General features: G+C 72.5%; 11 protein-coding genes. 10 read left to right on the forward strand and 1 reads right to left on the reverse strand.

Annotated features, from left to right (window positions below; genetic code table 11):
* The first annotated feature begins 76 nt into the window (after window positions 1–76).
* From pruA to ACFVTF_RS16600, 10 genes are all read left to right on the forward strand, one after another.
* Window positions 77–1,702 (forward strand): L-glutamate gamma-semialdehyde dehydrogenase, encoded by a 1,626-nt coding sequence (gene pruA, locus ACFVTF_RS16555; protein WP_371522810.1) that lies wholly within the window; start codon window positions 77–79, stop codon window positions 1,700–1,702.
* Window positions 1,703–1,985: 283 nt separating this feature from the next.
* Window positions 1,986–6,932 (forward strand): NAD-glutamate dehydrogenase, encoded by a 4,947-nt coding sequence (locus tag ACFVTF_RS16560; protein WP_387814155.1) that lies wholly within the window; start codon window positions 1,986–1,988, stop codon window positions 6,930–6,932.
* Window positions 6,933–7,304: 372 nt separating this feature from the next.
* Window positions 7,305–8,618, forward strand: a complete 1,314-nt coding sequence (locus ACFVTF_RS16565; RefSeq protein WP_387814157.1) for an ATP-binding protein — start codon at window positions 7,305–7,307, stop codon at window positions 8,616–8,618.
* The gene (locus ACFVTF_RS16570) at window positions 8,615–9,025 is read left to right on the forward strand and encodes a roadblock/LC7 domain-containing protein (RefSeq protein WP_350881088.1); all 411 of its coding nucleotides are present in this window, start codon (window positions 8,615–8,617) and stop codon (window positions 9,023–9,025) included. Before ACFVTF_RS16565 ends, ACFVTF_RS16570 begins: the two co-directional genes overlap by 4 nt.
* On the forward strand, window positions 9,022–9,396 hold the full coding sequence (locus tag ACFVTF_RS16575) for a DUF742 domain-containing protein (RefSeq protein ID WP_350881090.1): 375 nt from the start codon (window positions 9,022–9,024) through the stop codon (window positions 9,394–9,396). Before ACFVTF_RS16570 ends, ACFVTF_RS16575 begins: the two co-directional genes overlap by 4 nt.
* The gene (locus ACFVTF_RS16580; protein ID WP_350881092.1) at window positions 9,371–9,961 is read left to right on the forward strand and encodes an ATP/GTP-binding protein; all 591 of its coding nucleotides are present in this window, start codon (window positions 9,371–9,373) and stop codon (window positions 9,959–9,961) included. The genes ACFVTF_RS16575 and ACFVTF_RS16580 overlap by 26 nt, the downstream gene beginning before the upstream one ends.
* 96 nt (window positions 9,962–10,057) lie before the next feature.
* Entirely contained in the window at window positions 10,058–11,446 is a 1,389-nt protein-coding gene (locus ACFVTF_RS16585) for a cytochrome P450 (RefSeq protein WP_371518629.1), read from the forward strand.
* A 266-nt stretch (window positions 11,447–11,712) separates the two neighbouring features.
* Window positions 11,713–12,903 carry a cytochrome P450 gene (locus tag ACFVTF_RS16590; RefSeq protein WP_387814397.1) on the forward strand — a complete coding sequence of 397 codons (1,191 nt, stop codon included), beginning with the start codon at window positions 11,713–11,715 and terminating at the stop codon, window positions 12,901–12,903.
* Complete coding sequence (locus ACFVTF_RS16595; RefSeq protein ID WP_387814160.1) at window positions 12,900–13,820, forward strand: enoyl-CoA hydratase/isomerase family protein; 921 nt, start codon at window positions 12,900–12,902, stop codon at window positions 13,818–13,820. Before ACFVTF_RS16590 ends, ACFVTF_RS16595 begins: the two co-directional genes overlap by 4 nt.
* Window positions 13,821–13,952: 132 nt before the next feature.
* Window positions 13,953–14,798, forward strand: a complete 846-nt coding sequence (locus ACFVTF_RS16600; protein ID WP_387814162.1) for a hypothetical protein — start codon at window positions 13,953–13,955, stop codon at window positions 14,796–14,798.
* A gap of 55 nt (window positions 14,799–14,853) precedes the next feature.
* Here ACFVTF_RS16600 and ACFVTF_RS16605 read toward each other — a convergent pair whose 3' ends face one another.
* Complete coding sequence (locus tag ACFVTF_RS16605) at window positions 14,854–17,808, reverse strand: FtsK/SpoIIIE domain-containing protein (protein WP_387814164.1); 2,955 nt, start codon at window positions 17,806–17,808, stop codon at window positions 14,854–14,856.
* Between the last annotated feature and the right edge of the window lie 10 nt (window positions 17,809–17,818).

The raw sequence follows: 17,818 nt of genomic DNA on the forward strand, positions 1-17,818 counted from the left end.
TCAGGCTGGACCAGGGCCTGTCCGGTGGATCGGGCCTTCCCACCGGAGCAGTCAGCAGGACGGAGCCGCCATGCCGATCGACGCAGTCACCGAGGTGCCCCTACCGGTCAACGAGCCGGTGCTGGGGTACGCGCCCGGCAGCCCGGAGCGGGACCGGCTGGTCCGGCGGCTGGACGAGCTGGCGGCCGAGCAGATCCCGTTGCCGATGACCATCGGCGGCGAGCAGCGGTTCGGCGGCGGTGAGCGGATCGACGTCGTCCAGCCGCACCACCACGCCGCCAAGCTGGGGGTGCTCGGCAACGCCACCCGGGAGGACGCCCGCGCGGCGGTGGACTCGGCGCTCGCGGCGGGCCGGCAGTGGCGGTCGCTGTCCTTCGACGACCGGGCGGCGGTCTTCCTGCGGGCCGCCGACCTGCTGGCCGGGCCCTGGCGGGAGACCCTCAACGCGGCCACCATGCTCGGCCAGTCCAAGACCGCGCAGCAGGCCGAGATCGACTCCGCCTGCGAGCTGATCGACTTCTGGCGGTTCAACGTCCAGTTCGCCCGGCGGATCCTGGCCGAGCAGCCGGTCTCCGCACCGGGCGTCTGGAACCGGGTGGACCACCGTCCGCTGGAGGGTTTCGTCTACGCGATCACCCCGTTCAACTTCACCGCGATCGCCGGCAACCTGCCGACCGCGCCCGCCCTGATGGGCAACACCGTGGTCTGGAAGCCCGCGCCGACCCAGACCCTGGCCGCGCACTACCTGATGCGGCTGCTGGAGGCGGCCGGTCTGCCGCCCGGGGTGGTCAACCTGGTCACCGGCGACGGCGTCCAGCTGTCCGCGGTCGCCCTCGCCGACCCGGCGCTCGCCGGGCTGCACTTCACCGGCTCCACCGCCACCTTCCAGTCGCTCTGGCAGACCGTCGGCGCCAACATCGGCGGCTACCGGACGTACCCGCGGATCGTCGGCGAGACCGGCGGCAAGGACTTCCTGCTGGCCCACCGCTCGGCCGACCCGGCGATCCTGAAGGCGGCGCTGGTCCGCGGCGCGTTCGAGTACCAGGGCCAGAAGTGTTCGGCGCTCTCCCGGGCCTACCTGCCGCGCAGCCTCTGGCAGAAGATCAAGGACGAGCTGGTGGCCGAGGTGGACGCGCTCACGGTGGGCGACGTCACCGACCTCTCCAACTTCATGGGCGCCCTCATCGACCGGCGCGCGTTCGAGAAGAACCGGGACGCCATCGAACGGGCCAAGGCCGATCCGACGATCGAGCTGGCGGCGGGCGGCCAGTACGACGACGCGATCGGCTGGTTCGTCCGGCCGACCGTCCTGGTCTCCTCCGACTACCGCAACGAGATCTTCCGGACGGAGTACTTCGGTCCGATCCTGGCCGTCCACGTCTACGAGGACGCCCGCTGGGAGGACGTGCTGCGCCGGGTCGACTCCGGCGCCCCGTACGGCCTGACCGGCTCGGTGATCGCGCAGGATCGTTACGCCATCGCCCAGGCGGTCGAGGCGCTGCGGTTCACCGCCGGGAACTTCTACATCAACGACAAGCCGACCGGCGCGGTCGTCGGCCAGCAGCCCTTCGGCGGCGGACGGGCCTCCGGGACCAACGACAAGGCGGGCTCCGCCCAGAACCTCCTGCGCTGGACCTCGGCCCGCGCGATCAAGGAGACCTTCGTTCCCCCCACCGACCTGCGGTACCCGCACATGGGCTGAGAGTGAACGGGGGGCTCCGGTTTGGACATGGTGTCCAGGACGGACCGATCATCCTGCGGGTTTGCGCCTCCCTGTCCCTGTCCACCTTCGATTGATCCGGTTAGGCTGGCTGGCGTCGTCGGGTGGCTCCGCAGGACGAATCGTCCTACCCACTGCGAAGGTATTTCATGCGCGCCATGAAGCCTTTTCAGTTGGAAGGTGCGGCAGGATTGCGAGTGACCCGTCGGTGTACACCCACACACCACCGAGTCACGCAACGGCGCGCGACAGGAGCCAAGAAGTCATGCAGACCAAGCTGGACGCAGCCAAGGCCGACCTGCTCAAGAAGGCAGCCGCAGCCGCTGAGAACAGCCAGGTGGGGGGAGCGGCGCCGGGGGAAGGTCTGAGCAACGGCGCTCTGACCGCGTACCTGCACCACTACTACCTCCACACCGCGCCCGAGGACCTGGTCGACCGCGACCCGGTCGACGTCTACGGCGCGGCGGCCTCCCACTACCGGCTGGGCCTCAAGCGCCCGCAGGGCACCGCCGAGGTGCGGGTGTACACCCCCTCGGTCGAGGAGAACGGCTGGTCCTGCGGCCACACCGTGGTCGAGGTCGTCACCGACGACATGCCCTTCCTGGTCGACTCCGTCACCAACGAGCTGTCCCGCCAGGACCGCGCCATCCACGTCGTGATCCACCCCCAGCTGGTCGTCCGCCGCGACATCACCGGCAAGCTGCTGGAGATCCTGGACGTCGACGCCTGCTCCCGCAGCCAGGCCGCCGGCACCGAGTGGCCCGCCGACGCGACCGTCGAGTCGTGGATGCACATCGAGATCGACCGCGAGACCGACCGCGACGACCTGCGTGCGATCGAGGCCGACCTGCGCCGGGTGCTCGGCGACGTCCGCGAGGTCGTCGAGGACTGGAGCAAGATGCGCGAGAGCGCGCTGCGCCTGGCCGACGAGCTCGCCGAGGAGCCCCCGACCGGCCTGCCCGAGCAGGAGGTCGGCGAGGCCTGGGAGCTGATGCGCTGGCTCGCCGACGACCACTTCACCTTCCTCGGCTACCGCGAGTACGACCTGGTCGAGCACGAGGGCGAGGAGGTCCTGAAGGCCGTCGCCGGGACCGGCCTCGGCATCCTGCGCTCCGACCCGCGCGGCCACGACGACCACCACCACCCGGCCAGCGAGGCCTTCGGCCGCCTCTCCGCGCCGGTCCGCGCCAAGGCCCACGAGAAGAAGCTGCTGGTCCTCACCAAGGCCAACAGCCGCTCCACCGTGCACCGCCCGTCCTACCTGGACTACGTCGGCGTCAAGAAGTTCAACGCCGCCGGCGAGCCGATCGGCGAGCGCCGCTTCCTCGGCCTGTTCTCCTCCGCCGCCTACACCGAGTCGGTCACCCGCATCCCGGTCGTGCGCCGCAAGGTGCAGGAGGTGCTCGAAGGCTCCGGCTTCTCCAGCGAGAGCCACGACGGCCGCGACCTGCTGCAGATCATGGAGACCTTCCCGCGGGACGAGATGTTCCAGACCGCGGCCTCCGAGCTGATCTCCATCGCCACCAGCGTGCTGTACCTCCAGGAGCGCCGTAAGCTGCGGCTCTTCCTGCGCCAGGACGAGTACGGGCGCTACTTCTCCGCGTTCATCTACCTGCCGCGCGACCGCTACACCACCCGGATCCGGCTGCTGCTCACCGACATCCTCAAGGAGGAGCTGAACGGCGCCACCATCGACTACACGGTGTACGCCACCGAGTCGGTGCTGACCCGTCTGCACTTCGTGGTCCGCGTCGCCCCCGGCACCGAACTGCCGCAGCTCACCGACTCCGACATCGAGCGGATCGAGAACCGCCTCGCCGAGGCCGCCCGGTTCTGGATGGACGGCTTCCACGACCAGCTGCACACCGAACTGGGCGAGGAGAAGGCCGCCGAGCTCGGCCACAAGTACGCCAACGCCTTCCCCGACGGCTACCGCGCCGACTTCCCGCCGCGCACCGCCGTCGCCGACATCAAGCAGATCGAGTCGCTGCACGGCGAGGGCGACTTCCGCCTCAACCTGTACCAGCCGGTCGGCGCGGGCGACGACGAGCGCCGCTTCAAGGTCTACCGGGTCGGCGGCCCGATCTCGCTCACCGAGGTCCTGCCGGTGCTCCAGCGCCTGGGCGTCGAGGTGCTGGACGAGCACCCGTACGCGCTGCGCCGCTCCGACGGCACCACCGCGTGGGTGTACGACTTCGGCCTGAAGCTGCGCGAGGCCACCGAGCTCACCGACGAGGCCCGCGAGCGCTTCCAGGAGACCTTCGCCGCCACCTGGACCGGCAAGGCCGAGAACGACGGCTTCAACGAGCTGGTCCTCACCGCCGGGCTGACCTGGCGCCAGGCGACGGTGCTGCGCGCGTACGCCAAGTACCTGCGCCAGGCGGGCTCCACGTTCTCCCAGGACTACATGGAGGACGCGCTCCGCAACAACACCCACACCACCCGGCTGCTGGTCAACCTGTTCGAGGCCCGGCTGAGCCCCAGCCACCAGCAGGGCGCCGCCGAGCTGACCGAGGGCATCCTGGAGGAGCTGTCCGGCGCGCTCGACGAGGTCGTCTCGCTGGACGAGGACCGCATCCTGCGCTCCTTCCTGCACCTCATCACGGCCACCCTGCGGACCAACTTCTTCCAGCACGACGGCTCCGGTGACTGGCACTCCTACGTGTCGATGAAGTTCGACCCGAAGGCCATCCCGGACCTGCCGGCCCCGCGCCCCGCGTTCGAGATCTGGGTGTACTCGCCGCAGGTCGAGGGCGTGCACCTGCGCTTCGGCAAGGTCGCCCGCGGCGGTCTGCGCTGGTCCGACCGGCGCGAGGACTTCCGCACCGAGATCCTCGGCCTGGTCAAGGCGCAGATGGTCAAGAACACCGTCATCGTGCCGGTCGGCGCCAAGGGCGGCTTCGTCGCCAAGCAGCTGCCGGACCCGTCGGTCGACCGGGACGCCTGGCTGGCCGAGGGCATCTCCTCGTACAAGACGTTCATCTCCGCGCTGCTCGACATCACCGACAACCTGGTCGCCGGCGAGGTCGTCCACCCGGCCGACGTCGTCCGCCACGACGAGGACGACACCTACCTCGTCGTCGCCGCCGACAAGGGCACCGCGACCTTCTCCGACATCGCCAACGGCGTCGCCGAGTCCTACGGCTTCTGGCTGGGCGACGCGTTCGCCTCCGGCGGCTCGGCCGGCTACGACCACAAGGGCATGGGCATCACGGCCCGCGGCGCCTGGGAGTCGGTCAAGCGCAACTTCCGCGAGCTCGGCGTCGACACCCAGACCGAGGACTTCAAGGTCATCGGCATCGGCGACATGTCCGGCGACGTCTTCGGCAACGGCATGCTGCTCAGCGAGCACATCCGCCTGGTCGCCGCCTTCGACCACCGCCACATCTTCCTCGACCCGAACCCGGACGCCGCCGCCTCGTACGCCGAGCGCCGCCGCCTGTTCGAGCTGCCGCGCAGCTCCTGGGACGACTACGACAAGTCGCTGATCTCGACCGGCGGCGGGGTCTTCCCGCGCAGCGCCAAGTCGATCCAGGTCAGCGCGCAGGTCCGCGCCGTCCTGGGCATCCAGGAGGCCCGGCTCACCCCGGCCGAGCTGATGAAGGCGATCCTCCAGGCGCCGGTCGACCTGTTCTGGAACGGCGGCATCGGCACCTACGTCAAGGCCTCCACCGAGACCAACGCCGAGGTCGGCGACAAGGCCAACGACGCCATCCGCGTCAACGGCGACCAGGTCCGGGCCCGCGTCATCGGCGAGGGCGGCAACCTGGGCTGCACCCAGCTCGGCCGCATCGAGTACGCCGCGGTCGGCGGCCCCGAGAGCACCGGCGGCTGGATCAACACCGACGCCATCGACAACTCGGCCGGCGTGGACACCTCGGACCACGAGGTCAACATCAAGATCCTGCTCAACCAGGTCGTCGCCGACGGCGACATGACGGTCAAGCAGCGCAACGTCCTGCTCGCCGAGATGACCGACGAGGTCGGCCACCTGGTGCTGCGCAACAACTACGCGCAGAACGTGGTACTGGCCAACGCCGTCGCCCAGGCGCACAGCATGGTCAACGTCCACTCCCGGATGATCAACCGCTTCGAGCGGGCCGGCCGGCTCGACCGGGGGCTGGAGTTCCTGCCCGCCGAGCGCCAGATCCGCGAGCGCCAGCAGGGCGGCCGCGGCCTGTCGCAGCCGGAGATGTCCGTCCTGCTCGCGTACACCAAGATCATCCTGGCCGACGAGCTGCTGGCCACCGACCTGCCGGACGACCCGTACTTCCGCACCGCGCTGCACGACTACTTCCCGAGCGCGCTGCGGGCGAAGTTCGCCGACGCGATCGACAGCCACGCGCTGCGCCGCGAGATCATCACCACGCTGATCGTCAACGACACGATCAACCGCGGTGGTTGCACCTTCGCCTTCCGCCTGAAGGAGGAGACCGGCGCGACCTACGAGGAGATCGCCCGGACGCACACCGCCGCGCGGGCCGTCTTCGGCCTGGAGGAGATCTGGGCCGAGATCGAGGGCCTGGACAACAAGGTCCCGGCCCGGATCCAGACCAAGATGCGGCTGCACTCGCGGCGCCTGGTCGAGCGCGCCACCCGGTGGATGCTCAACAACCGCCGCCAGCCGCTCGACATCGCCGGCACCATCGAGTTCTTCCACGACCGGGTCAGCCAGGTCTGGGGCTCGCTGCCCAAGCCGCTGCGCGGCGAGGACCTGACCTGGTTCGAGGGCATCCAGGGCGAGCTCGCCGCGGCCGGCGTGCCGGACGAGCTGGTCACCCGGATCGCCGGGCTGTCCTCGGTCTTCCCGACCCTGGACATCACCGAGGTCGCGGACCGCTCCGGCAAGGACGTCGCCGAGGTCGCCGAGCTCTACTACGACCTGGGCGACCGCCTGCAGATCTCGCACCTGCTCGACCGCATCATCGACCTGCCCCGCACCGACCGCTGGTCGTCCATGGCCCGGGCCGCGATCCGCGAGGACCTCTTCGCGGCGCACGCGGCGCTGACCGCCGACATCCTGGCCTGCGGCCCCGAGGGCGCCACCCCCGAGGAGCGCTACACCGCCTGGGCGGACCTCAACTCCACCCTGCTGAACCGCGCCAAGAGCACCCTCGACGACATAAGGGGTTCGGACAACTACGAGCTGTCCAGCCTCTCGGTCGCGATGCGCGTCATCCGCACCCTCCTGCGCACGGGTTCCATGCGCTGACGGCCGACGGCACAGCAAGGCGGCGGGCGGTGGATTCCGGATGGTGACGGAGTCGTCACGCTGCGCACGAGCCGGGGCGTGGTCGGGATATGTCCTGGCGATTAACGTCGCGCTACGAAGTCCGCCGAGTCCCAACGGAGTTCCCGGTCGGGCGTGGAACTTCGCCCCAACTGCCCTTTTTGGTAGCTGTTCTGACCTGCCAGGAGTTGCAGTAGGCTGACCCCGCGATAGGCGTCGCCGCAGGTCCCGTGCCGGAAAGCACCGCGATGTGATGTGACATCAGGTGTCTTTCGGAGGGGGTTCAGGCCGCCAGTCCCATTCGCGCCTCGGGGCCCGGACCGGCTCCACACGGTGCCACCTGAAGAGAGTTTCATGACGTCATTTGTGCAGGAACCCTTTTTCTGGGTCTTCATCGTGGTGATGCTCGTAGCCGTCGGAGCGGCCCTCCAGGCCCGCAGGACGAACCTCGCCCTGCGGCGGCGAAACGTTTCCCTGGAGGAGGCCAGCGCCCTGGCTCAGCGCCAGCGCGACGAGTTCGCCGTGCTGCACGACCACCTGCGGAGCCAGCACGCGTCCGAACTGACGGACGTCCGCCGCGACGCCGAGGAGGACACCAAGGCCGTCCTCAAGGCGGCGATGCGGACGCTGCAGGGCCTGGCCGACGAGCAGCAGGTCGTCATCGACAAGGTGCAGCGGAAGTACGGCGACAGCCCGCAGATCCTGGCCGACCTGATGACGATCGACCACACGAACAGCCAGTTCGGCCGGCGTGCCCAGGGCATCGCGGTGCTCTGCGGCGGCTGGCTGGGCCGCCGTGAGAGCGTCGCCTCGGTCTACGACGTGGTCCGCAGCGCCCAGGGCCGGATCCGGCACTTCGACCGGGTGCGGATCCACTCCCAGGTCAGCGTCGCGCTCGTCAGCAAGGTCGTCGAGCCGGTCGCCGTCGTGCTGTCCGAACTGCTCGCCAACGCGACCAACTACTCCGCCCCGGACACCCCGGTGGAGGTCAGCGTCCAGGCCGTCCCCACCGGCGTCTGCCTGATCGTCGACGACGCCGGCCTCGGCATGGGCCAGGAGGAGAAGGACCGCGCGGCGGTGCTCCTGAACCCGGGCGCGCCGATCGGCCTCACCAGCCTGGGCAACCCCCCGAAGTTCGGCTTCGCCGTCTCCGGCATGCTGGCCGCCCGCTACGGCTTCCGGGTCTCCGTCGACTCGGTCTCCCCGTACGGGGGCGTGCGGGCCGTGGTGCTGCTGCCGGCCGAGCTGCTCAGCAGCGAGGTCGCGGCCCCGGCCCCGGCCACCGCCGTGCACGGCGACCACCAGGCCGCGCACGGTGACCACCAGGGCGCGCGCGGCGACTACCAGGCCCCGCCGGCGGAGCAGCCCGCGCCGGCCTGGGCGCAGGCCCCCGGTCAGCGGCTCGTGTCGCTGCCCGAACCGGCGGCGCCCCTGGCCCCGGTGCCGGCGGCGGCGGTGACGGAACCGGAGATGACCGCGGACGGGCAGCTGCCCCGCCGCCGCCGTCACCGCCCGGTGTCGGTGCTCCCCTCCCCGCAGGACCCCGGCCGGGCCGAGGCGCCGGTGCGGAGCCCCGGCCAGAACACGCCGTCCCGCCTCGGCGCGTTCCAGCGCGGCACGCTGTCCGGGCGCAACACCACGAACACGGAAGGAACCGAGATCCAGTGAGCCGCGATCTTTCCTGGGTGCTCAACGACGTACTCCAGGTCCCCGGCGCCCGGCACGCCATCCTCGTCTCCGCCGACGGCCTCCTGCTCGAACGGTCCAGCGAGATAGGCCGTGACGAGGCGGAGACCAACGCCGCCGCGATGAGCTCGATGCAGTCGCTGAGCCGCGCGGTCGCCCCGTTCGTCGGCGGGGACGGCGCAGGCGCCGGGGTCTGGCGCCAGACCCTGCTGGAGTACGACCACGGCTGGATCTTCCTGATCGCGGCCGGCAGCGGCGCGTACCTGGCCGCCTCCACCGCCCCCGACGTCGACATGGAGGCGATGTCCTTCCGGATGCAGCAGCAGGTGGGCGCGCTCGGACGGGCGATGTCGGCGGCGCCGCGCCAGAGCACGCTCAGCGGCTCATGACGGCCGGCGGCGAGGAACAGCGGGTCACCGGCGGCTTCATCCGCTCCTACGTGATCACCGGCGGGCGCGAGTTACCGAGTGCGGAAGCCCTGTCTCTGATCACCTTGGTCACCGTCGCGCCCGAGCAGGACCTCCCTGCCCTGCCGAGCCCGGAGACCCGGGCGATCTGGGAGCTGTGCTCCGGCGGCTACCTCTCGGTGGCCGAGGTCGCGGCCCGGCTGGAGCTGCCGGTGGGGGTCGTGAGGCTGCTGCTGACGGACCTGATCCATGAGGGACGGTTGCTGTGCCGGTCGGCCCCGCCCCCGGCCCAGGCCCCGGATCCGAGACTTCTAGAGAAGGTACTGCATGGACTTCAACGCCGGTTCGCCTGAGGACATCTACGTCCCGGGCGCGGTGACGACCGCGGTCAAGATCCTGGTCGTGGGCCACTTCGCGGTCGGCAAGACCACGCTCATCGGGGCCTTGTCGGAGATCGCCCCGCTGAGCACCGAGGAGAGCATGACGCAGGCGTCCATCCGCGTCGACGACCTCCGCGGCGTACCGGACAAGAAGACCACGACCGTCGCCCTGGACTTCGGCCGGCTGACGCTCGGCGACGACCTGGTGCTGTACCTGTTCGGCACGCCGGGGCAGCAGCGGTTCATGCAGCTCTGGGAGGACATGGCGCGGGGCGCGCTGGGAGCGCTGCTGCTGGCCGACCCGACCCGCCTCGCGGACACCTTCCCCGTCATCGACCTGATCGAGCAGTACGGCCTGGAGTACGCCGTGGCGGTCAACAGCTTCGACCGGCAGGACGAGTACACCGAGGACCAGCTGCGCGAGGCGCTCGACCTGCTGCCGCACACCCCAGTGGTGTTCTGCGACGCGCGGGACCAGCGTTCCTCGGCCAACGCCCTGCTGACGCTCGTCCGGCATCTGCTCGACCGCGCCTCCTGATCCCCCCCCCCCGCGACTCCTGACCCCCCCCACGCCTCCCTCCCCTCACGCCTCCCGGGTCCGCACCCGCCCGGGGCCACCTCCAAGGAACGACCCATGGATTCTCCGCAGCGACCCGGCCCGCAGTCGCCTCCGCAGGGCTGCCCGATGCACGTCGGCGTGAGCACACCGCTCTACGGGGAGATGTTCTCGTCCGACCCCGGCGCGGTCTACGACAAGCTGCGCGCCAACGGCCCCGCCGCGCCGGTTGAGCTGGCTCCGGGGGTCGAGGCCACCCTGGTCACCTCGCACGAGGCCGCCCTGCGGGTGCTGCAGAACCCGGGGATGTTCGCCCGGGACTCGCGGCGCTGGGCGGCGCTCAACGAGGGACGGGTGCCGCTGGACAGCCCCGTCCTGCCGATGATGTTCTACCGGCCCAACTGCCTCTTCACGGACGGCGCCGAGCACCTGCGGCTGCGCAAGGCCGTCACCGAGAGCCTGGGCCGGCTCAACGACAACCGGCTCAACCGGCACGTCGAGCGGATAGCCGGCTACCTGATCGACCAGTTCAGTCCGCTGGGCCGGGCCGACCTGCTCAACGACTACGCCAAGCTGCTGCCGCTGCTGCTGTTCAACCAGCTGTTCGGCTGCCCGGCCGACATCGGCGACCGGCTGACCCGCAGCATGTCCGCGCTCTTCGACGGCCTCGACGTGATCCAGGCCAACGAGGAGCTGACCGCCTGCCTGATGGACCTGGTCGCGCTGAAGCGCCGCCAGCCCGGCGACGACATCACCTCGTGGCTCATCCAGCACCCGGCCGGCCTGCGGGACGAGGAGCTCAAGGACCAGCTGGTCATGCTGATGGGCGCCGGCGTCGAGCCCGAGCGCAACCTGATCGGCAACGCGCTGCTCCTGCTGCTGTCCGGCGAGGGCCGCTCCGGAATGCGCATCGAGGACGCCCTCGACGACGTGCTGTGGAACAACCCGCCGATCGCCAACTACGCCACGCACTACCCGATGCAGGACCTCGACGTGGGCGGGGTCCCGATGGACGCGGGCAGCCCGGTGGTGATCAGCTTCGCCGCCGCCAACAGCGACCCCGCGCTGACGGACGCCCGGCTGACCCTCAGCAAGGGGGCCCACCTGGCCTGGGGCGCCGGTCCGCACGCGTGCCCGGCCAAGTCCCCGGCCCAGCTGATCGCCCTGAGCGCGATCGAGTGCCTGCTCAACGCCCTCCCGGACGTCACGCTCGCGGTGCCCGCGGAGAGCGTGGAGTGGCGGCCGGGCCCGTTCCAGCGCGGCCTGGTCTCGCTGCCGGTGCGGTTCAGCCCGGCGCCCGCCCGCACCACGCGGCCGGCCGCGGGTGCGGACACCGCGCCGGGCGGGTCGCCGGTCGGCGGCCCCGAGGCGACGCAGGCGTACCCGCAGGCCACCGCCCCCGCGCCGGGCCGGGCCGGGCAGAAGAAGGGGTGGTGGAGCGCCTTCCTGGACGTCTTCCGGGTCTGACACGCCCCGGGCTCCGATCCGACGCGCCGTCGGAAGCCGTTCCGCCAACGCGGTGTGAACGGGGTCCGACGGCGGTGCGGGTACGTGACGGGGGCAACACGGATCGACGCTTGAGCGCGCTGTTGCTGGGTAGATCGCCGCCGTACTGCCCGCCCGCGCGTAAGGAGCCCCGTGTGACCGCCACGTTGGAAGCCCGCCCCGCAGACCCGGAGCGCCCGGACGGAAGGGTGGTCGACCGCCGTGCCGCCGTGCCGCTCCTGCGCAGGCTGCGGTCGGCCGAGGGACTCGCGGACCCGAGCCCGGTCTACGACGGGCTGCGGGCGCTGGGAGACCTCGTCCCCGCGCCCTGGGGCGGCTACCTGGTCACCGGGTACGACGCGTGCGACCAGGTCCTGCGCGGCAGGACCTGGCTCGTCCCCGACTTCGCCTGGCAGGAGCGGCAGACCGGGACGGAGCGCTGGGAGGCCGTCGCCACCCAGGAGATGAGCCGGACGCTCTCCCGGCTCAACGCCCCCGAGCACACCCGGCAGCGGCGCAGCCTCGGGAACCTCTTCAACCACGCCACCCTGCGGGACATGCAGCCGGAGATCGAGGCCGACGTCACCGGGCTGCTCGACCGCCTGGCCGAGCGAATACGGACGGACGGCGAGGCGGACCTCTCGTCCCTGGTCAGCGAGCAGCTGCCGATCGGCACCGTCGGGCGCTGGCTGGACATCGCCCCGGCGGACTACCCGCACATCCTGACGATGACCCACAACCAGGTGCACGCGCAGGAACTGCTGCCCACCAAGAGCCAGCTGGCGGTCTCCGAGCAGGCCACCATGGACCTGCGCGAGTACTTCACCCGCCTCGTCCGGGAGCGCCGCGACAACGACGGCGACGACGTGATCGCCGGCTGGATCCGCACCTGGGACGCGCTGGAGTCCGACCGCGAGGCCACCGACCGGATGGTCTACCAGCTCACCATGTTCGTCACCATCGCCTCGCTGGAGACCACGGCGACGCTGCTCTCCTCGCTGGTGTGGTCGCTGCTGCGGTCGCCCGGCCGGTGGGAGTGGCTGCGGGAGCGGCCGGAGCACATCGACGACGCGATCGACGAGGCGCTGCGCTACGACCCGCCGATCCGCGTCAACAGCCGCGTCGCGGGCGAGGACACCGAGCTGGCCGGGGTGTTCCTGCCCAAGGACACCATGGTCCACGTGATGTACGGCGCGGCGAACCGCGATCCGCGCCGCAACCCGGACCCGCACGCCTTCGACGTGCTCCGCCGGGGCACCCACCTCACCTTCGGCGGCGGCGCCCACTACTGCCTCGGCGCGGGCCTGGCCCGGCTGGAGGCGCGCGCCCTGCTCGGCCAGCTGCTGCGGCGCTTCCCGACCCTGCGGGCGGTGAGCCCGCCCGAGTACGCACCCCGGATGGTCTTCCACCGGGTGACGTCCCTGAGAGTGGCCGCATGAACGTGTCCCCGCAGGTTCCCCAGGTTCCCCAGGTGCCGCAGTACCCGCCGTACGCGGCGCAGCCGTCGTACCTCCCGAACCCGTACCAGAACCCGTACCCCGAGCCCGTAGTGTCGCCCGCCCCGGAGCCCGTTCCCGCGCCCGTGGTGGCCCGTACGGTCCGTACCGAGCGCCAGGGCCCCGTGCTCCACATCGAGCTGGACAGCCCGGCGACCGGGAACGCCGTCACCTCGGCCATGCTGGACGAACTCCTCGCCGTGCTGGCCGTACCCGACCCGGCCGTGCGCGTGATCGTGCTGTCCGGGGCCGGCCGGGACTTCTGCCTCGGCGGCGACCGCGACGAACTCTTCGCGGGCCTGGACCAGGACCCGACCGGCGGCGGCATACGGAGCTACGGGGAGAAGGCCCGCAGGGTCTGCGATGCCCTCACCAACAGCTCCGCCGTGACCGTCGCGCGGGTCCAGGGCCGGGCCACCGGCGCCGGCTTCGCCCTGGCGCTCGCCTGCGACCTGCGGGTCGGCGCCGACAACGCCGTCTTCCGGCTGCCCGAGCTGGCCCTGGGCCTGCCCGTCGCCTGGGGCGGCCTGCTGCCCCGGCTGCTCCACGAGGTCGGCGCGGCCAGGGTCCGCGAGATCATCCTCACCAGCCGCCCGGTCGGCGCGGTGGAGGCGCGGGAGCTCGCCATCCTGCAACGCGTCGTCCCCGAGCAGGACCTGGACGGGGCGGTGGCCGAGTGGGTCAGGCCCGTCACCCGTCGCCCCGAGGCGGCACTGAGGGTCACCAAGACGCTGCTCGCCTCCCATGCGGCGGCCACCCGGCTGGCCGACGCCTCCGTGCTCGACTCCGAGTTGATGGCCTCGGTCCTCGCCGCCGCCCACTACACCCGCGGCCTCGCCGCCGAGCCCCCGGCCCACTGACCTGCAGCTGCCGTCCGCCGCCTTCGGAAGACGGCGGCGGACGGGTGACCAGTCGTCGGCCGTGCACGGCGACGTCCCTTCCACTGGTGTGGAAACCGATTGTGGATCACGCCCGCATATTCGCTACTGTGTGTGATCGACACCGGGGAGGGGATCACCGTGGGGATGATGCGCAGCGCGCGCACGGCGGGGGCCGTACTGACGATGGCTCTGGTCGTGGCCGGAGCGGCGGCCTGCGAGGGCGGCAAGGACGCGGGGCAGAAGACCGGCGCGACCGCGGCGGCGGCCAGTACGCCGCCGCAGCCGTTCGGCACCGGCGGCTACCGCGGACTGCAGTTGTCGATGACCAAGGACGAGGCACTCGCCTCCGGAGCCCTGGAGCCGTCGCCGGTCTCGCTGTTCAACGGCTGCACCGACTACGCGTACAAGGGCGGCCCGGCGCCGGACCCGGTCCGGATGGCGGCCGAGACGGAGGCCCGCGCGAAGTCCGACAAGGCGTTGGCCAGGATCGACGAGATGCGGGCGAACCGGAAGCCGTTCGAGACCCTGGCGCCCGGGGCCTCGCTGGAGCAGATGGTGAAGCACAGCGAGCGCCTCCAGGAGCGGCTGAAGCAGGAGGCCGCCGAACGGCAGGAGTCCGACGCGCTGTTCAAGGAGGCGGACGTCATCGTGACCGCCCGTAAGAACCGGGACCAGGCCTTCCTGGCCACCGGACGGGTCAACTTCGGCACCGAGGGCCTGCGCCAGCTGGTCGCCCCGGCGGACGCCCGCACCGCCGAGGGAGTCGGCGCCGGCTCGGCGGAGGACGAGCTCAAGCGAGCCTACGAGGGCAAGGCCCTCAAGCCGACCGAGGACGGCAAGTACGAACTCCCGGCCGAGGGCGGCAACGGCGGCCCGGACTGGTTCTACGAGTTCACCATGGCCGAGGGCAAGGTCGCCGGCCTCGCCCTGGTCAAGCACAACACGTACTGCTCCTGAGAATCGACGGCGACGCCTCGGCCGAGGAAAGCCGTACGGCGCCCCAGCCGCCCGGTCAGTGGGCGGCCGCGCGTTGGAGGGCGCTGGCGAGGAGGGCGAGGTCGGTGGGGCCGTTGCCGAGTTCGCGGACCGGACGGCGGGCGGGCGGGGCGCCGAGTTGGAGCGGGTCGATCGCGACGACGGTGGGGCGCAGGGTGGCGGTGCGCGGGATGCGGCCGCTGATCCGGGCGGCTTGGAAGGCGGTGACGCCGCCGTCCGGCAGGCGCAGGTAGCCGCGGCCGGGGGTGTCCTCGGGCAGGGCGGCCGCGTCGCCGAGGTGGATCAGCAGGTCGGAGTCGGCCGGGTCCTCGGTGCGCAGCGCGATGCGGAGCAGGGCGGCCTCGTCGACCTCGGTGCCGGAGCTCTCCTCCGGGTGGCCGGTGGTGACCGCGAGGTGGACGCCGAGCGGGCCGCCGTGGCGGGCGACGGCCGCGAGGGCGCGGGCGAGCGGGCGGCCGGCCGGGGAGGTGGGGGAGAGCAGGGCGTCGTAGTCGTCCACGACGACGACCAGGCGGGCGGGGCAGGGGGCGGCGGCGGGGGAGGTGACCGGCCGGGCGCCGTCGCCGCTGCGCGGGTGGATGATCTTCGGGGTGGCGGCGGAGGCCGCGCCGACGACGGCGGGCACGGGGACGGCCGGGTGTCCGGCGAGGCTCTGTCCAGCCAGGCTCTGCCCGTCCAGGCCCTGTGCGTCCAGGCTCTGCCCGTCCAGGATGCGGGCGGCGTGCCAGGAGGCGAAGTCCAGCCCGTCGAACAGCCGCTCGCGCAGGGCGAGTTCGTCCTCCAGGGCCTCCGCGGCGAGCAGCGCGGCCCGCGGGTCGTCGGCGGCGTTCACCAGGCCGGTGACGTGCGGCAGTTCGGTGCAGCCGTCCAGGCCGTCCTCGGTGGAGCGGCCCTCGATGAGGGTGACGGTGAGGCGCTCGGGGCGTTCGGAGACGGCGAGCGAGGCGACCAGGGTGCGCAGCAGCTCGGTCTTGCCGGAGCCGCGGGCGCCGCCGATGAGCAGGTGCGGGCCGCCCGGGTCGGGGGAGGGGAGGGCGAGTTCGGGGTCGGCCAGGTCGAGCGTGCAGAGCTCGTCCCGGGTGGTGCCGAGCAGCGCGGTGGCGGCGCCGATGCCGCCGGCGTGCGCCGCCCAGCGGGCGGACAGCTTGGCCGGGGTGACGGTGTCGAGCTGGAGCAGGTCGAGCAGCCGCAGCGCGTCGGGCAGCGGGCCGCGGGCGGCCGGGGCGGCCTCGCGCAGCGGGGCGAGCACGCGGGCGAGCCGTTCGGCCCAGGCGTCGGAGACGGCGTCCAGGGAGACCTCGTGCAAGGTCTCCCGGCCGCGGGCGACGGGGCGGTCGAGGGAGAGCTGGGTGCCGACCTCGCCGGTGATCAGGGCGGTGGCGCCGAGGCCGCGGGGGAGCAGTTCGGGCTGCTCGGCGAGGCAGATCGGGAAGATGCCGACGGCCGGGCCCTGGCGCAGCAGCAGGTCGACGGCCTGCCGGGCGGTCTCGGTGGTCGGGCGGCCGTCCACCACGACGACGGTGGCGGGGTGGCCGCCGAGGCCGGCCGGGCCGCTGAGCCGGGCGGTGAGTTCGGTCAGCCGGGCGGTGGCCTGTTCGTCGTCGAGGCCGAGCAGCAGGCGGCAGTCCTGGCCGTCGACGGGGCGCAGGTGGGGCAGCCAGAGGGCCCAGGCCCAGGTGTCCGCACGTTCTTCGGGGGTGCGGGCCTGGTCGGCGTCGACGACGACCAGGCTCAGGCCGGTCGGCGGGTGCAGGGCGGCGAGCTGGGCGACGACGGCGCGGGTGAGCGCGTCCAGGCGTTCGCGCGGGCCGCTGAGGCCGAGGCTGCCGGCGGTCTGCAGGTCGAGGGTGACGGGGACGGCGGGCAGCATGGTGCCGGGTGAGGTGCCGGGGCCGCCGGGGCGGTCGGCGGTGCCCAGGCGCAGGGTGAGCGCGTCGGGGTGGCCGGGGCCGCGCTCCCAGAGCCGGGGGCCGGGGCCGACGGCGTTGAGCAGCAGGGTGGCGAGATCCGGCCATCGTTCGCGCTGGGCGGCGGCCTGGCGCAGCCGTACGGCGGTGTGGTGGCGTTCGGCGCTCTCCTGGCCGGGCGGTTCGGCGGTGCGGCCGAGCCGCAGCGAGAGCAGGCCGCGGCCGCGGCCGGGGGCGGGTTCGGGGGCCGCCGGCGGTTCGGCCACCGGCGGGGTGGGGCGGACCGGGCCGGGGGCGGCGAGCTGGAGGTGGCCGTGGCCGTCGGGCAGGGCGGCGCGGCCGGTGCCGTCGGCCGGGTCGGGGGCGGCCACCTGAAGGGTGGATTCGCCGATGCGCAGCAGGGCGCCGGCTTCCAGCGGGACGGCTTCCTCGGGGGCTCCGGGCGGGACGAGCCGACCGTCCAGGGTGGTGCCGTTGGTGGAGCCGAGGTCGCGGACGGTGATCCTGCCGTCGTCGGCGAGGTGCAGGGCCAGGTGCAGCCGGGAGACGTCGGGGTCGTCGAGCGGGACGTCGGCTTCGCCGGAGCGGCCGATCCGGATCTCCCGGCCGTGCAGCCGGTGCACTCCGCCGGCGTCCGGGCCGCCGACCACGCGCAGTTCGGCGGCGGCGGGGGTGTCGTCGGGGTCGTCGGCGGTCGGGTCGGGCTCGTTGAGGCTGAGGACGGCCCCGTCGAGGAGCGGGGGGTGGCCGAGCAGCGTGTGCTCGTCGACCCGGTGCGCCCCGGCGTACAGGTGCACGTGGGTGGCGGCCCGGGGCCCGCGCACGCCGACGGCGCCCGCGAGGGCGCCCGCGAGCGCGCCGAGCGCGGTGCCGACGGGTGCGGTGACCAGCACGTCCACGTAGGGGATGGCGGAGCCGACGGCGGTCGGGCCGCTGCGCGGTCGGAGGACGGTCAGCCGGATCTGCATCTCGCCCGCGGGTCCCTTCTGCTGGTGTGGAGCCTGGTACCGCTGCCCGGTGTCGTCGCGGGCGCGCGGGGCGGCCGCGGCGACCCTTTGGGCCACACGAGTGGCG

The organism is Kitasatospora sp. NPDC057940 (assembly GCF_042887425.1).
GTDB lineage: Bacteria > Actinomycetota > Actinomycetes > Streptomycetales > Streptomycetaceae > Kitasatospora.

Excerpts from the sequence above, each read along its gene's own strand:
- ACFVTF_RS16560 (WP_387814155.1), top strand. The coding sequence starts at position 1,986 with ATGCAGACCAAGCTGGACGCAGCCAAGGCCGACCTGCTCAAGAAGGCA.
- ACFVTF_RS16565 (WP_387814157.1), top strand. The coding sequence starts at position 7,305 with ATGACGTCATTTGTGCAGGAACCCTTTTTCTGGGTCTTCATCGTGGTG.
- ACFVTF_RS16575 (WP_350881090.1), top strand. The coding sequence starts at position 9,022 with ATGACGGCCGGCGGCGAGGAACAGCGGGTCACCGGCGGCTTCATCCGC.
- ACFVTF_RS16580 (WP_350881092.1), top strand. The coding sequence starts at position 9,371 with ATGGACTTCAACGCCGGTTCGCCTGAGGACATCTACGTCCCGGGCGCG.
- ACFVTF_RS16585 (WP_371518629.1), top strand. The coding sequence starts at position 10,058 with ATGGATTCTCCGCAGCGACCCGGCCCGCAGTCGCCTCCGCAGGGCTGC.
- ACFVTF_RS16595 (WP_387814160.1), top strand. The coding sequence starts at position 12,900 with ATGAACGTGTCCCCGCAGGTTCCCCAGGTTCCCCAGGTGCCGCAGTAC.